Consider the following 14,939-nt stretch of genomic DNA (forward strand, 5'->3'; position numbering starts at 1 on the left):
CTTTGAAGGTGATCTTTCTGCTGGGTGATGAAGAACCTTAGACAAGTCCTATTCTCCCAGGTCAAAGGGTCACCTTCACCCATTCATCCACCCAGCGGACAACCCACACCATGAAACAACCAGGCTAGGGCGATGTAGATAGCTACGATGTAGCTGACGATCTGGGGCCAGCGCAGGTGGGTACGAATTGGAAGCGCTGCAAGTGCCTGGCTGTCGGTAGCCGGCCGAGAGCCGGATGCAGGCGGGGTATCGGTTGCATTGGTCATAACGACTACTTTCAGAGATCAGCGGATGACGGTCCGTCGTTCAGCGGGAATCCTTTCATAATGGATCGCTCCTGTCCCCACTGTTCGAGCGCTTGCTTATAGTATCCAGTCTTCTCTAAGTGCAAGAGGGCTGCGCGTAGAGCATCTCGGAACTGGCTGTTGTCCTTGTGGACGCCAATTCCATATGGAAGAGAGATTTCTTCGAACACCGACTTGTATATTTCTGGACTGGTAGCGGCATTGAATTCGATGATCGGGCCATCACCCCAGAAAATATCGTCCTGCTTGCTTTTGACTGCCAGTACGCCGGCGCTGCCATCGCCGTAGCCAACTGGTTCGATCTTCTTCTCCCCCCGGTCTTTGCACTTTTCCGAAGCGCGTTCGATCTGTCCCTGCTGGGTAGTACCACGGGCGTATCCAACTGTTAGGCCGCAGAGGTCGTCAGGAGTCATCTTGTCGCGTGGAAAGTCGGCAGAGGCAAGCATCGATGTGCCGGTCATCAGGTAGTCAATGAAGTCGATTTTCTCTTGGCGTTCTTTGAAGTCGCCGATCGAGGCAATCACATCGAACCGCTTGGACTCGAGACCGGGCACCATAGCGTCGAAGTTGCCCTTCTGGATGTCTGCTTTGAGCCCCATAACCTTGGCGGCACTGTTGATGATATCGGGGGACAGACCCTTGATCTCGCCATCGCCGTTGACAAATTTGACCGGCGCCACGTCGGGATTGATCGAGACGGTGAACGTGCCGCGTTTCCGGTATTCTTCGGGTACCATTGCGGCGATGGAGTCGACTTCGGATACCTTAACCGGAGTCCCCACGTCGCGCGGCGAGGTGTTGGCCACTTCCAAAGGTGGGTTGGCGCATCCGCTGAAGGATAGGATTCCTGCGACCGCGGCCGCGATAATGGAGAGCCCGGGGGCATGTTTGCGACTCATGAATCTCCTTGCGGCTCAGTAGTCTTCTGTGAAGCGGTCTGGCGAGAATCTCGGAGTGAGGAGTTCGTCATGGGTGCCGGAGACAATGAACTGTTCGATGAGTCGGCCGACCAGCGGCCCCATGGTCACGCCACTGTGCGTGACCGCCTCATAATAATTTTCCAAATCGGCTACGGGTCCGATGCACGAAAAGCTGTCCTGTGGAATCGGGCGGTTTGCCATGAACAGTTTGACCAAGGTCTGTTCCTGGTCGGGCGGAAGCAGATTCTTTACTCTGCCGGCCAGTGCGGAGATGATTTCCTCGCGGTCGGTCGCCGCGCCCTGTGCCATCATTCCGTCGATGTCGTCGGAGTGCGCCCGAATGGCTCCGGGGCCGTCGGGACGAATCTCGACGTTTGGTGCTAAGAGTATTTTCTGTAAGTCGAATCCAGGCGTCGCTACTCGAATCGTCAGGCCCTTGGTGGGGGCCAGAGGAAGCCGACGCCCCAGCATAGTCGCTACTCGGTCGGCTTTTGCCCCAGCTGCGTTGACGACGATGTCGGTGATGATGCAAGTGCCGTCGCCCAAGGTAATGAAGTACTTTTCATTCTCTTGCTCGATCCGGGTGACTGGGGTGCCCTGTTGGAAGACGACGTTGCGGTGGCAGGCGACGTCGAGGAGTTCGCGTGTCGCTCCCAACGTGTCGATCCAGCCCTCCTCGGGGTAGTGGGCGAGGAACTCGCTAGGATCTGCAAACTGGCATCCGCGAGCGAAATCGGCGTATGCGTCCGCGACAGTTGTCTCCTCGACTCGGTAGCCCCAGGTCCGAAGCTCTTCCATTCGTCCACGGAGATTGGGGGTGAAGGACTCGGACGCTAGTGTGCCGGTCGCGTGGTACTAGTCGGCGGTGAGTTCGTCACGGAGGACTTGATACTCCTTCATCCCGGCAAAATTCAGGTCGAAGTAGTCGTGTGGCCGTTTATTGCTGGCATTGAGCCATGCCATGCTGGCGGCACTGGCCTGCGTTGCCGAGTCCGTGGCATCAATGATTCGAATTGTCAGGTTCACGTGCTGGGAGAGCTTGTAGGCGATGGAGGCTCCTACGATGCCCGCTCCGATGATAGTGACGTCCTGTGCTGCCAACGCCCGCTCCTTCCAATGAGTAGATCAGCCCGCGCTCCGAGCGGGCCAATCGTATTTCTGCCGAACTTGCATCTCGTGATGCAACTCACGATAAGCTATCACTACAGCTGCACTAGTGTCTAGGAACAAAGGTAGTTATGTTTGCATGCGTTGAGCCGGGTCCCCGGGGTCGATACGCTTCGGCTATGGTGACCAGCAAACATGCACAGATCCGCTCGTGGATTGAAGATGAGATAGCCGCGGGTCGGTTTGTCCCCGGGGACAAGCTTCCGAGTGAGAAAGCACTTATGGAGCAATTCGGAGTCAGCCGGACTCCAGTCCAGACTGCGATGACCGGACTGGTGGAAGCAGGTGTCGTCACCCGGAGAAGCGGTTTCGGTACGGTCGTGGGTGGCGCCCCCCGCCCCAATCTGCTCAGGCATATCGAAGGACCTCTTCGACAAGCCGTGGTGGAGGGCGATCACGTCATCGTCAGCGTACGGGTTTCAACCGCTCAGTCGTTCCCTTTGAGTAGCGGCGTACTGGCTGATCATGCGCCCATTGCTGAGATCATCAGGAAGAAACTGAGTGCAGATGGCCGTCCCATGGCAGTGGAACGTTGTGTCGCCGACCTATCGTGGGCTCCCGGACTCTTGGACCAAGATCTGACGCATATAACAACAATTGCCTACTACACCTCGGTGGGGATCAATGTAGATCACGCGGCCTCCGTGCTATCCGCGACATTGGCGGGCGATGCGGATGCAGAGCTGCTGGATGTCTCGGCGCAGACGCCGATTATCCGGCAGAAGAGAACCACCTATGTCGAACCGGATAAGCCTTTGGAAGTCACAGAGATGCTCTTCCACCCGACCAATGTTTCACTGACCGTCACGCAACTGGAAGCGCGCTGACACACCACCCAACAGAAAGGCACAACCATGGCAAACGTCGCAGTCCTGGGCAGCGGGGTCATCGGCTCCGCCGCTGCATACGAACTCAGCAGGGCCGGCCACCACGTGACCGTCCTGAGCGAATCTCCCTGGGGCGGAGTGACCTCGCAGACCTCCTTCGCCTGGGTCAACTCCAACAACAAGGACCCGCGCGCCTACCACGACCTCAACGTCGCCGGCATGCGCCGCCACGCGGAGCTGCAGGCCGAACTGGCCCCCGCCCAGCCCTGGTACGTGACCACCGGCTGCTTCATGGAGCACTCCAGTGCCACCGACCGCGACGCCGCACGCGCCCGGATGAGCGGCCTCGGCTACCCCGTCACGACCATCGCCGCGGCAGACGCCCCCGTCTTAGAACCCGCTTTCACCCCGCGCGAATCCGAATCCCTCTTCTTCCCCACTGAGGGCTTCATCTACGTCGAGCGCTTCATCCCGGCTCTCCAGGCCGCAGCCACGGCAGCCGGAACCGAATTCCGGCAGGTGCGCATCACCTCGGTCGACAGCACGGCCACCGGAGTCACGGTCACCTCCCAGCGAGTCGAAGCCGGCGGTGCCCTGGCCGCCGCCGAACAGGCGTCGTTCGACCACGTGTTCATCGCCCTGGGCAAAGTCGCCGACCTGGTTCCGGTCAACGGCGGGCCCGCGGCCGGCGGTGCCATTCTGCCGATGTTCCACAGCGAGGCCACCTCGGTCGACACGCACTGCTACCTGGGCTATGCGGACACGGGAGCGCAGAAGTTCAACCGCGTTTACATCTCCGATGCCGTGAACTTCCGGCCATTCGGCGAATCCGGTCTGGTGCTCCAGGCGCCGGCCCTGGAATACCACTTGGACGGGCCGGACCCCGAAGAGCACTTCGAGGAGGTCCGTGCCTATATGGAGGAGCAGGTCAATGCCCGACTGGCCGGCACCGAGGCCGCGCCGATCCACGTGGACCGCGTGATCCTAGCCGAGCGCAGCCTGCCGCTCGACGGCCACCCGATCCTGGGCTTCGTCGACGAACACCACCGGGTCTCCACCGCGGTGTCGCACAGTGGGGTCACCCTTTCGGCGCTGTACGGACGGTTGGCGCTGGAGTTCGTGGCCGGCCGCGAACCCGAATCCGTTGCCCCGTTCAAGCTGGACCGGTTCGATCCCTCGGTAGTGGATGGGACCTCGGCCCCGGAGCTGTTCCAGCAGCAGGGCGTGGGCCGGCAGTAAACATAGTCGCCGCCGGAAATATCGCAAGCGCGGATTCACATTGTGTGCTGGGATATCTGCACACAATGTGAATCCGCGCTTGCGAAGTGAACTGGGGTCGGCCCGACTCAGCCCGGCCCGCCGGGTGCACGTCTATCTCCGCGTGTGGCCCGGCGCTTCGCGTTCCTGGACCAAGGCCGCTGCGTGGCGGCTCTCACGGCGGTGGGATAGTGGAGAGCGTGACTGTAGACGGGATGGATGTAGAGAAAATCGGCACTGCCGAGGACGCCGGCGGCGGGGCGGGAACCGGCAGCGTGGCCGGCAGCGGAGCCGCAGACCTGACCGATGGCCTGGGCGTATTCCTGCGGCGCTTCCCGACGGCGCAGGCGGGGGACCTCGGCGGCACCGGGCCCCTGGCCGGCATGCGCCTGGGCATCAAGGCGCTCATCGCCTGCGCTGAGGCGGTCCCCACCGCGCAGAGCCGCGTCTACGATCCCGACTTCTGCGCCGGGCGCGATGCGCTGGTGGTGGAGCGGCTGCGCGCCGCCGGCGCCCGCATCGCCGGGGTGACGACAATGGCCGAGCACGCGGTGGGCCGGCCGGATCCGGCACTGGACTTCCCGATCCCACGCAATCCCTGGGACCCCGCGCGCTGGCCCGGCGCTTCCAGCTGCGGTACTGCGAGCGCGATCGCCCTGGGCGAGGTCGATGCCGGCTTGGGCACGGACACCTCGGGCAGCTGCCGGATCCCCGCCGCGTTCTGCGGCATCACGGGCCTGCGACCGAGCTTTGGGCTGTTGCCCCTGGACGGAATCCTGCCCGGGGCGCCGAGCCTCGACGTGGTGGGCCCGATGGCCCGCACCGCCGCCGAGTGCCGCCGCCTGCTCGATGTGATGCGCGGGCGGGCTGCGGGCGGTGCCGAGGACCCGGCCTCGGTCGACGAGGCGCAGGTGGACCTGCGCGGTACCGTCATCGGCGTACCCGCCGAGCTGCTGGCCGGGGGCGGCTCGCACGACTCGGACGACTCGGGCGATCCGGTCCGCGTGCCAGACGGCGCCCGGGGTTGGGATGAGCGGATCGCGCCCGGTGTCGGCGCGGCCTTCGCCGGGGCCCTGGCGGATCTGCGCGCCGCCGGCGCCGAGGTCCGTGTGGTCGAGCTGCCCCCGGTCGACGACATGGTCCGCGTGACGATGACGATCTTCGTGCGCGAACTCTTCGACGTGCACAGGGAGGACCTGGTTGCGCGCTGGAATGACTTCGGTCGGTCCATGCGGCGTACGGCGGCATCCGGGGCGCTGGTCGACGACGCGGTCTACCGGGCCGCGCTGGAACGGGCGGGGGAGTACGCGAACCGGATCGACGAGGTGCTCGCGGCCCTGGGCGGGCCGGCAGGGGCCTCGGCCCGGGAATCGCGCAGTGTCGCCATCGCCCTGCCTACCTGGCCGCAGGTGGCCCCACCGCTGGTGTTCAAGGGCGGGGTGCCGCAGAACGACTGGAATCTGACCGGGGCGTACTCGGCGACCGGCCATCCCGCGCTGGCCCTGCCGATGGGATTCGCCGCGCCGGGCCAGGGAGCGGCTGCCGATCCGCGGGCCGCTGCCACGGAGGGCATGGGGCTGCCCGTCTCCCTGCAGCTGATCGGCCGGCACGGCGGAGACGACGCCCTGCTCGATCTGGGGCAGGCGTACCAGGCGCTGACCGACCACCACCTGCGGATGCCGGATCGGCGTGCGGCGGCCGCAGGGCTGGCCAGGGTCGAGCCGATGCCGGATCCGGACGCCGAGCCCGTCAGCGAGGAGGAGCTTGCCGCGGTGCCGCAGATCCTCGTCGACCGGCTGGCGGAGTTGGGCATCCCGGCAGGGCTCCACGACCTGGTGACGATCGCGGGCATCCTGAGCTGAGGCCGAGCTGCGGCCCGGGGCACCCGTTCGCATCCCATGCGCGCATACACGCATGGGATGCGGGTTCGCACATGGGATATGGGACCCAGGTCTCATTTTCGTTTCGACCGTGATTGGATAGGGGAGAGCCAACTCTATTTGGAGGTACACCCATGTCCCAGACGTCCACCACGCCGGATTTCCGTGCCGAGGCTGCGGCCCTGTCCGATGACCTCGTAGCCCTGCGGCGCGATCTGCACCAGCATCCGGAGATCGGCCTGCAGCTGCCCTATACGCAGGGCAAGATCCTCGAGGAGCTCGAGGGTCTGGGGCTGGAGATCCACACGGGTACCGGCCTGAGCTCGGTCGTGGCGATCCTGCGTGGTGGCGCCTCGGCGAAAGAATCGGCGACCAAGCCGGTCACGGTCCTGCTGCGCGGGGACATGGACGCCCTGCCCGTGGTCGAGCAGACCGGGCTGGAATACGCCTCGACCAACGGCGCGATGCACGCTTGCGGCCACGATCTGCACGTCACCGGGCTGGTGGGCGCGGCCCGCCTGCTGGCCGCCCACCGGGATGAACTGCCCGGCGACGTCGTCTTCATGTTCCAGCCCGGTGAGGAGGGCGACGGCGGGGCCAAGGTGATGCTCGACGAGGGCATGTGGGACACGGTCGGCGGCAAGGTCGACGGCGCCTACGGCCTGCACGTCTCCTCCGGTCCGCGCGGTGTGTTCACGCTGCGCCCCGGCACCCTGATGGCCGGTGCGAATCGGCTGAACGTGACCTTCCACGGGCGTGGCGGGCACTCCTCGCAGCCCTCGAAGTCGATCGACCCTGTGCGCCCGGCGGCCGAGTACGTCGGCGCGATGTACCAGGCGATCGGCGCGAGCTTCAGCGTGTTCGACCCGGTGGTCACTGCCTTCACGCAGATGTCCGGCGGAGACGCCATCAATGTCATCCCGCCGCACGCCTCGGTGGGCGCTTCGGTGCGCACGCTCTCGCGCGAGTCGACCAGGCGCTTCCCCGAGGTGGCCCGCCGGGTGGCCGATCACGTCGCCGCAGCCCACGGCTGCACCGCCGAGGTCGAGTTCGTCGAGCAGTACCCGGTGACGGTCAACGACGATGCCGAGGCGGCCTTCGTCCTCGACGAGCTGACCGGGGTCTTCGGCGCCGAGCGCGTCATCGAATCGCCCGATCCGCAGATGGGCTCGGAGGACTTCTCCTATGTCCTCGAGGAGGTTCCAGGCGCGTACTACTTCCTGGGCGCCAGCCCCGAGGGCGTGGATCCGGAGACCGCGGCGACGAATCACTCCCCGCAGGTGCTCTTCGACGACGCCCTGCTGTCGGACAGCGCCTCCTCCCTGGCGCTGATCGCCTGGGCCCGCCTGCACCGCTGACACCCACCACCTGAGTTCCACTACTTACCGGAATGGTGAAATCCGACCCGAAACCGCGATTTTTCACCATTTCGGTAAGTAGTGGAACCCTGCGGGACTGAGAAATGGAGAGACATATGTGGGAGCATTCGAGGTTCCTCGTACATGCGATCGTCACCAGGGGACTCGGTACCTCCGCGGTGGGCGTGGACCGGGGCGATACCATTCCCGGGTTGGTGGTCCGGCTGGACACCGACGCCGTAACCGGCGGGATTTCCGTCGTGGCGGAGAACACCGAATACGGACTGCCCTCGTGTGACGTGGGCCGGAACGAGAGCGCTGCCGCGGGCGACGCGGGCCGGGCCGAATCCGAGGCCGTACCCGAGGCCGCAGGCGGGAGCGAATCCGGCGCCCGGGCGGCCGCTACGGCTGTGCGCGACTCCTTCGCAGAGTCTGTGCTGATCGGCGACGCCTCCACGGACACCGGCGACTTCGACCCCATCGCGCTGGGCTACGTCGACTATCTGCGCACCGCCGCGGCCCTGACCAAACGCCACGGCACCGCCTACGAATTCCGTCCCGACCTCAGCCATGTGGCCGAGGTGAAATGGTTCGACGACATCCTGGCGATCGACGCGACCCTGAGCTTCACCCCACGCGGAGCCGGCACCTGGACCGGCGCCGGAACCGGGCTGTTGGCCGGCAGCACAGCGGTGGGCGGTGGGGCCTCGGCGGCGGGAAATGCTGCGGCGGGAAGCACGGCTGCGGTGAAGGCCGATCCCTCGGCCGGGCCGTATCCGGGCGTGCCCGCCGGGACGGCGGAGAACGCCTCGGGCCCCACCCCGCCTCCGGGCCGCCCCGGTGCACCCGCCCCGGCCGAGGCCGTGACCATCACCCAGCGCGTGACCCTGCGTCCGCTGCCCGAACCCGGCTATCAGCCGGTGCCATTGGACCCGGAGTCCGGCGCGATGGCCTACTTCACGACCCATCGCTTCGACGAAGTCGGGCATGCGGACGCGCGGCGCACCTACGCACCCCGGCATCGGCTGGCCCACGACATCGTCTACCGGCTGGACCCCGCGATCCCCGAACCGTACCGCACGGCGATGCTCGAGGGCTTCAACTGGTGGGCCGAGGCCTTCGCCGCCGCCGGCCACCCCGGCCGGTTCCGTGTCGAGCTCTTGCCCGCCGGCGAGGACCTCTACGATCCGCGCTACGGCACGATCACCTGGTGCCACCGCGCCGACCGCGGCTGGTCCTTCGGCAAGGGCCAGCTGGACCCGCGCACCGGCGAGATCCTCAAGGGCTGCGTGGTCATGGGCTCACAGCGCATCGAGGAGGTCCGTGCCATTACCGAGGCCGTCCTGGCGCCGTACGGGAAGTCGGGGGCCGCGGCGGGCGGCCCGACCGAATCCGAGGCCGGTGGCCCGACCGGGGCGCGGCTCGTCGAATCGGTCGTGGTGGCGCGGATGGCCGCGCTCGCGGCCCACGAGATCGGGCACTCGCTGGGCGTGGCCCACAACTTCGCCAGCCACCACCACCCGCACCTGTCCGTGATGGACTATCCGGGGCCGGTGTTCGCCCTTGACGCCACGGGCGCGCCCTGCGTCCCGACCGGCGACGGCGCCCCCTACCCCACGGGGCTGGGGGAGTGGGACCTCCACGCGATCGCAGCGCTCTACGGCGGCGGCCCGCGCCCGGCCGGTGGTACTCGCGGGCTGGGTGCTCCTGTCGGTGAGAGCCCGCGCCCGGCCGGTGGTACCACTTGCGTTGGGTGGCAGGAGATGCGCGCGCATTCGGTGCCACCGAGCGCAAGTGGTACCACCGAGGCATCCCTGGCGTACTCGACGGACGCGGATTCGCGCGAGGAATGGTATGCCGATGCCACCGCCTCGACCTGGAAGGCCCATGGCGAACCGTTGGAGACCCTGGCCTCCGTGGCCGAGGTCCGCGCCGCCGCCCTGGCCCGGTTCAGTCCGGCCGTGGTTCCGGCTGGATCCGATCCGCACGAGGTCGAGCGCCGCTTCCGCCTGCTCTACCTGCTGCACCGCTTTCACGCGGTCAGCGTCCTCAAGGCCATCGGCGGCACCCGGCGCTCCTATGGACTGGTCGGCGGCGGTCCGTCTTCCAGCGCGGCTTCCGGTTTGGTTTCCGCCTCACCCGCGTGGGCCGTATCCGCCGTGCCCGTCGCTGAGCAGTTGGCCGCGCTGCAGGCCGTGAACCGGCTGCTCGGCGCGGACTTCCTGCAGGTGCCCGCGCACATCCGCCCGCTGCTGGTCCCGCCGGCCGGGGGCGTGACGGCGCCTGCCGGCGGCTTCGCCCATCGGACCTCGGGTGCGACCGACATCGAGGCGATCGTGCGCGCCGGCACCGAGGCCGTGGCCTCGCCCCTGCTGGCCCCGGCCCGCCTCAACCGGGTGGCGCAGCAGGCGCCCGAGGTCCTGGCCGCCATCGTCGAGGCGACCGCCGGCCGTGCGCTGCGCAGCCTGGACGGGGGGCTCGCTCTCGGGGCGGCCGGCCGCGGTGCTGAGGGGACCTCGGCGTCAGCTGAGCGGAGGACGGAGCAGACGATCGCCTGGGCCCTGCTGAACCGCTTCACGGCGAGCCTGCTCAGCCCCGACCTGCACGAATCGGTGCGCTTCGAGATCCTGAACCTGTTGTCCTGGGTCGAGCCGCGCAATCGCCTGCTGGGCCGTCGCTGGGAGCACATCGTCGAGCGCATCGTCCGGTTCGACGACACCCTCCCACAGCTGCCCCTGGGCGCCCCGATCTAAGCAGCCTGCAGCTCAGCCCCCGGCCTCAGAGTTCCACTACGTCCCGAAATGTTGATATATCGCTGTTTCGGGCGGAATTTCGACATTTCGTTACGTAGTGGAACTCCTAGGGAAGTAGAGGAAGTGGCCGAGGTCGCCGGAACAGCGCGGGAGTTCAGTTCGTGACGGCCTGGAACAGGGCGCGGGAGATCCGGGCGATGGTGTCACCGGGAGTGTGGGCGTCAGCATCGCTCAGGTCGCTGCCCAGGATCGACAGGCTCAGGACGTTGCCGCCGGGCAGCTCCACCACACCCGTATCGTGGTAGATCCCGGCCAGATCGCCGGTCTTGTGCAGCACCACAGTGCCCGCCGGCAGCAACGCGGGGATCCGATCCCTGATCTGCTGCCGGGCCAGCATCGCCCTGGCCCGCTTGACCGACTCCTCCGTCAGCGGGGACTGTCCGGGCGCCGATGCCCCCGGCACGTCGGCCGTGACGCCGGCTGCAGCATCGGGCGGCGAATCCGGTGTATCCGCCCCGCGAATCCCCGTCAGCGCTTCGATCAGCAGGACCTGGTCGTGCGCGCTGGTGAGGTTGTCGCGCCCGGCCGCGGTGGCCTCGGTGTCCATCATGTAGCGCGCCAGCACCGTCTGATCGCAGCCGAGCGAGGCGGCGGCCGCATTGACCTCGGCGAAGCCCACCACGTCGATCGCGGCGTTCGTCGCATCGTTGTCGCTGACGGTGATCATCAGGCTCAGGACCTCGCGCAGTGGCAGCGTGTGGACGCCGGGCATATCGGCCAGAACGCCGGACTCGCCCACGCGCAGCACCGCCAGGTCCACATCGGTCGACCAGCGCAGGCGGCCTGTCTCGACCGCGCGCAGCACCGCCAGGAGGATTGCCAACTTGATCGTGCTGGCCGCCGGCACCTGCGCGCCGGGCTCGCGCGTGTAGACGGGCACCCCGTCCAGATGGGCTGCGATCCGCCAGGTGCCGGGGCCGGCTGAGGCGATGGCGTCGACGTGTTGGAAGGTGTCCGGTGCGAACATGTCAGTCCTCGGGGTCGCTGATGAGGTGGGCGGTTCGATGATTCGAATATACCGCCGCCGAGGCCATCCGGCACGGCTGCCGACGGGGTCGGGTATCCGGTGATCAGGCTCCGGCCAGACCCAGGTAGCGCACGGCCGTGAGCGCGAAGACCTTCGCGGCGTCCACCACATCGGCGACCCTACAGCGCTCGTTGAAACCGTGCACGCAGGGCAGTTCGGCCGGGCCGTACTGCAGGACGGGGATGCCGTGGGCGCGGAAGAAGCGCGCATCGCTCGAGGCCCACTGCAGGACGCCCTTGGACTCGGGCCCGACGACCTCGCGCAGGGCGCCGACCAATTCCACGACGATCGGGTCGTCCTTGTCCGTCCAGTTCGCCTCCGAGGCCTGGGCCGCGACCTCGATCCGGGCGTTGGGCGCGTGGCCGCCGGCCGGGACATGTTCGCCGGCCCCGGTCTCCCCGCCGGCCACGTGGACCCCGACCTCGGCCAGCAGCTCGATCACCCGTGCGTTGACGTCGGCGCGGCACAGGCCGATCGGGATCCGGGTATCGACCTCGAGCACGGCACGGTCGGCCACCACATTGACCCCGGTGCCGCCGTGGAGCGTGCCGATATTGACCGTCACATGACTGAAGACCTGGCTGATGCCTGGCCGGTAGGCGCCGGGGCCGTCACCCGTGCGGGCCTCGGCGTAGTCGACGGAATCCGCGATGAGCAGGCGCACCGACTCCGGCGGTTCGGCCGCCATCTTCCACAGATCCTGCAGGGCGAGCACCGCCCTGGCCGCCAGCAGATTCGCCGAGGTTCCGTGCAGGGGCTGGAGTGAGCCGTGCCCCGGGGCACCGTCGATCGTGATGCGCAGCTTGTTCAGGCCCTTCTGCCCGATCGTCGGGAAGCCGCGCTCGGCGGGCTCGGCGATCGCCGCGCCGGTCACCCCGTCCAGCATTCCGTGCTCGAGCACCCAGGGCGAACCCGTGACGCCGCCGGTCTCCTCATCGCAGACCGCGGCGAAGGTGATCGGCCCGGCCAGCGGCACGCCCAGATCGCGCAGCACCACCATGCTCAGCATTTGTCCGGCCAGGCCCGCCTTCATATCCGAGGCGCCGCGGCCCCGCAGATATCCGTCGACCACATCGCCGGCCAGGGGTGGGAAGTCCCAGCGCTCGGTATCGCCGATGGGCACCACATCGTAGTGGCCGGCCAGGGCCAGATGCCGCGGCGCCGGGGTCCCCGCCGGGGATGGGGCCGAGGTCGCAGTGTCGGGTACTGCCGCATCCGCTGTGGCGGCACCCGGCGCTTCGGCGGGGAGGTGCTCGGGTCTCAGCCGGGCCACCACGTTGACTCGGCCCGGGCCCGCGTCCGGCACATCGTCGACGGCGTGGATCCGTGCTTCGATCCCGTGTTCATTCAGCCAGCCCGCGGTGAAGGCTGCGACGGCACTGCAGTCCCCGGCAGGATTCTCGCTGGGGATGCGGATGAGGTCCCCGGCGAGTTCGAGCAGTTCGGGCGCTCGCCGGTCGAGTTCGGCCAGGATGCGCCGTTCCCACTCGCCTTGTGCGGCGGCCGATGTGCTCGGTGGCGTATGCGGTGATGTGGTGGGTGATGTGTGCGGCGTCTCAGGAGTGCTCATGCGCCCAAACTACCCGATGGCGAGGGAGTGGATGTGTGCTTTGCATATGTCTGCATGTGTAGGGGTTTGTTCAGTCGCGGAGCTCCGCTTCGTGCGAGTGAAGGCAGGAGGGCGCTTTTCACCCTGAAGTGCGCGATTCGGTTACAGTCGTGAGCCGGATCTGACCGCGAGTGAACAAACACCTACAGGTGTCTGAGACCCTGCACCCGAGCTCCTGCGCCGGGGTGAGCTACGACTCCTCGGTGCCGCGTGCTTGAATGGAGGGGTCCGTGAAACTAAGCGTATGAACAAGGCGGGCGAGCCTCTGCCCGCTGGGAAGAAGACACGACGATGAGCACCGACCCGAGCACCACCTCGGCCCCGGACTTCCGCGCGGAGGCCCGAGGCCTGGCCGATCACCTGCGGGACCTGCGCCGCGATCTGCACCGGGATCCCGAAACCGGCCTGGAGCTGCCGCACACGCAGGCCCGCGTGCTGGCCGAACTCGAGGGGCTGGGACTGGAGATCCACACGGGACGCGAGCTGTCCTCGGTCGTGGCGGTGCTGCGCGGCGGTGCCGCGGGCAGTGCGGACTCCGCCGCCGGAACCGGAGCCGAAGGCGCCCCCGCCGCCGGAACCCGCGCGCCCAGCGTGCTGCTGCGCGGGGACATGGACGCACTGCCCGTGGCCGAGGCGACCGGCCTGGACTACGCCTCGACCAACGGGGCGATGCACGCCTGCGGCCACGACCTGCACATCTCCGGCCTGGTGGGCGCGGCCAAGCTCCTGGCCGCGCACCGCGCTCAGCTGCCCGGCGACGTCATCTTCATGTTCCAGCCCGGCGAGGAGGCGGACCGCGGCGCCAAGGTCATGCTCGACGAGGGCATGTGGGATGCTGTGGGCGGCAAGCCGGATGCGGCCTTCGGCATCCACGTGTGGAGCGGCGAACCGGGTCTGTTCCTGACCCGGCCCGGCACCATGATGGCCGGTGCGAACCGCCTGTTCGTGACCTTCCGCGGCAAGGCGGGCCACGCCTCGCGCCCGCAGGATTCGCTCAACCCCGTGCTGCCGCTCATCGACTTCTGCCACGCCTTCCAGGGCATGGTGACCAGCGGGTTCAGCGTGTTCGACCCGGTCGTCGCGACGATCACGCAGCTCGACGGCTCGACGGCCGTCAACGCGATCCCCGGTGAGGCCTCGATGGGTGCCAGCGTGCGCACCCTGTCGGCCGAGACCACCGCGAAGTTCCCCGTGCTGGCGCGCCGGCTGGCCGAATCGGTGGCGGCCTCCCACGGGGCCGAGGCCGTGGTGGACTGGATCGAGCAGTACCCGCCGACGGTCAACGACGACGCCGAGGCGGCCTTCGCCCTTGACGCGCTGCGCGGGATGTTCGGCGCTGAGCGGGTAGTGGAATCGCCGGATCCGGTGATGGGCTCCGAGGACTTCTCCTACGTCCTCGAAGAGGTGCCGGGCGCATTCCTGTTCTTCCAGGTCAGCCCCGAGCACATCGACCCGGCTCAGGCCGCGACGAACCATTCGCCGCTGGTCGAGTTCGACGATGCACTGCTGCCGGATCAGGCCGCGGCGCTGGCCGGCCTGGCCTGGGCGCGTCTGGCGCGGTAGGGGCTCGACACTCGGCGCTCGCAAATGGGCGCTGCAAGTGGATCCCGCACATCATTGGGCCGTTTGTCTCAGATTCGGCCGTTCATGGCGGTTTCAGGGGGTGGTTGCAACACCGGTGTGCTCAGGCCTCAAGGACCTCCCGCATCCGCTCCGCGGGCGTACGCCATTCTAGCGTCTTCCTCGGCCGATCATTGAGCTCGTTTTCAACGTACT

Annotated in this window: 9 protein-coding genes and 1 pseudogene; 6 read left to right on the plus strand and 4 right to left on the minus strand. The window is 67.4% G+C overall.

Annotation, left to right across the window (positions count from 1 at the left end):
* Nucleotides 1-277: 277 nt before the first annotated feature.
* Together NQ038_RS14700 and NQ038_RS14705 are read right to left on the minus strand one after the other, a co-directional pair.
* Nucleotides 278-1,204, minus strand: a complete 927-nt coding sequence (locus NQ038_RS14700; RefSeq protein ID WP_257062925.1) for an ABC transporter substrate-binding protein — start codon at nucleotides 1,202-1,204, stop codon at nucleotides 278-280.
* Between the two features lie 15 nt (nucleotides 1,205-1,219).
* Nucleotides 1,220-2,326 (minus strand): annotated as a pseudogene (locus tag NQ038_RS14705) (NAD(P)/FAD-dependent oxidoreductase).
* Nucleotides 2,327-2,511: 185 nt separating this feature from the next.
* Here NQ038_RS14705 and NQ038_RS14710 point away from each other — a divergent pair.
* From NQ038_RS14710 to NQ038_RS14730, 5 genes are all read left to right on the plus strand, one after another.
* Nucleotides 2,512-3,219 (plus strand): GntR family transcriptional regulator, encoded by a 708-nt coding sequence (locus NQ038_RS14710; RefSeq protein ID WP_257062926.1) that lies wholly within the window; start codon nucleotides 2,512-2,514, stop codon nucleotides 3,217-3,219.
* 27 nt (nucleotides 3,220-3,246) lie between these two features.
* On the plus strand, nucleotides 3,247-4,458 hold the full coding sequence (locus NQ038_RS14715) for an FAD-binding oxidoreductase (RefSeq protein ID WP_257062927.1): 1,212 nt from the start codon (nucleotides 3,247-3,249) through the stop codon (nucleotides 4,456-4,458).
* Nucleotides 4,459-4,691: 233 nt separating this feature from the next.
* Complete coding sequence (locus NQ038_RS14720; RefSeq protein ID WP_257062928.1) at nucleotides 4,692-6,338, plus strand: amidase; 1,647 nt, start codon at nucleotides 4,692-4,694, stop codon at nucleotides 6,336-6,338.
* Nucleotides 6,339-6,490: 152 nt separating this feature from the next.
* Nucleotides 6,491-7,714, plus strand: a complete 1,224-nt coding sequence (locus tag NQ038_RS14725) for a M20 family metallopeptidase (RefSeq protein WP_257062929.1) — start codon at nucleotides 6,491-6,493, stop codon at nucleotides 7,712-7,714.
* Between the two features lie 116 nt (nucleotides 7,715-7,830).
* Nucleotides 7,831-10,467 carry a zinc-dependent metalloprotease gene (locus tag NQ038_RS14730; protein WP_257062930.1) on the plus strand — a complete coding sequence of 879 codons (2,637 nt, stop codon included), beginning with the start codon at nucleotides 7,831-7,833 and terminating at the stop codon, nucleotides 10,465-10,467.
* Between the two features lie 154 nt (nucleotides 10,468-10,621).
* On the opposite strand, the gene NQ038_RS14735 is transcribed toward NQ038_RS14730, so the two are convergent.
* Together NQ038_RS14735 and NQ038_RS14740 are read right to left on the minus strand one after the other, a co-directional pair.
* The gene (locus tag NQ038_RS14735) at nucleotides 10,622-11,494 is read right to left on the minus strand and encodes a serine hydrolase (protein ID WP_257062931.1); all 873 of its coding nucleotides are present in this window, start codon (nucleotides 11,492-11,494) and stop codon (nucleotides 10,622-10,624) included.
* Nucleotides 11,495-11,597: 103 nt separating this feature from the next.
* A complete protein-coding gene (locus NQ038_RS14740) occupies nucleotides 11,598-13,124 on the minus strand; it encodes a M20 family metallopeptidase (protein WP_257062932.1) in 1,527 nt (508 codons plus the stop codon).
* A gap of 330 nt (nucleotides 13,125-13,454) precedes the next feature.
* Here NQ038_RS14740 and NQ038_RS14745 point away from each other — a divergent pair, with 330 nt between their 5' ends.
* Complete coding sequence (locus NQ038_RS14745; RefSeq protein ID WP_257062933.1) at nucleotides 13,455-14,726, plus strand: M20 family metallopeptidase; 1,272 nt, start codon at nucleotides 13,455-13,457, stop codon at nucleotides 14,724-14,726.
* The last annotated feature ends 213 nt before the right edge of the window (nucleotides 14,727-14,939 follow it).

Source organism: Brevibacterium sp. 50QC2O2 (assembly GCF_024580675.1).
Lineage (GTDB): Bacteria > Actinomycetota > Actinomycetes > Actinomycetales > Brevibacteriaceae > Brevibacterium > Brevibacterium moorei.

What these genes read in the sequence shown, in the direction of transcription:
- NQ038_RS14725 (WP_257062929.1), top strand. Translation starts at nt 6,491, where the DNA reads ATGTCCCAGACGTCCACCACGCCGGATTTCCGTGCCGAGGCTGCGGCC.
- NQ038_RS14740 (WP_257062932.1), bottom strand. Translation starts at nt 13,124, where the DNA reads ATGAGCACTCCTGAGACGCCGCACACATCACCCACCACATCACCGCAT.
- NQ038_RS14745 (WP_257062933.1), top strand. Translation starts at nt 13,455, where the DNA reads ATGAGCACCGACCCGAGCACCACCTCGGCCCCGGACTTCCGCGCGGAG.
- NQ038_RS14700 (WP_257062925.1), bottom strand. Translation starts at nt 1,204, where the DNA reads ATGAGTCGCAAACATGCCCCCGGGCTCTCCATTATCGCGGCCGCGGTC.
- NQ038_RS14710 (WP_257062926.1), top strand. Translation starts at nt 2,512, where the DNA reads ATGGTGACCAGCAAACATGCACAGATCCGCTCGTGGATTGAAGATGAG.
- NQ038_RS14730 (WP_257062930.1), top strand. Translation starts at nt 7,831, where the DNA reads ATGTGGGAGCATTCGAGGTTCCTCGTACATGCGATCGTCACCAGGGGA.
- NQ038_RS14715 (WP_257062927.1), top strand. Translation starts at nt 3,247, where the DNA reads ATGGCAAACGTCGCAGTCCTGGGCAGCGGGGTCATCGGCTCCGCCGCT.
- NQ038_RS14720 (WP_257062928.1), top strand. Translation starts at nt 4,692, where the DNA reads ATGGATGTAGAGAAAATCGGCACTGCCGAGGACGCCGGCGGCGGGGCG.
- NQ038_RS14735 (WP_257062931.1), bottom strand. Translation starts at nt 11,494, where the DNA reads ATGTTCGCACCGGACACCTTCCAACACGTCGACGCCATCGCCTCAGCC.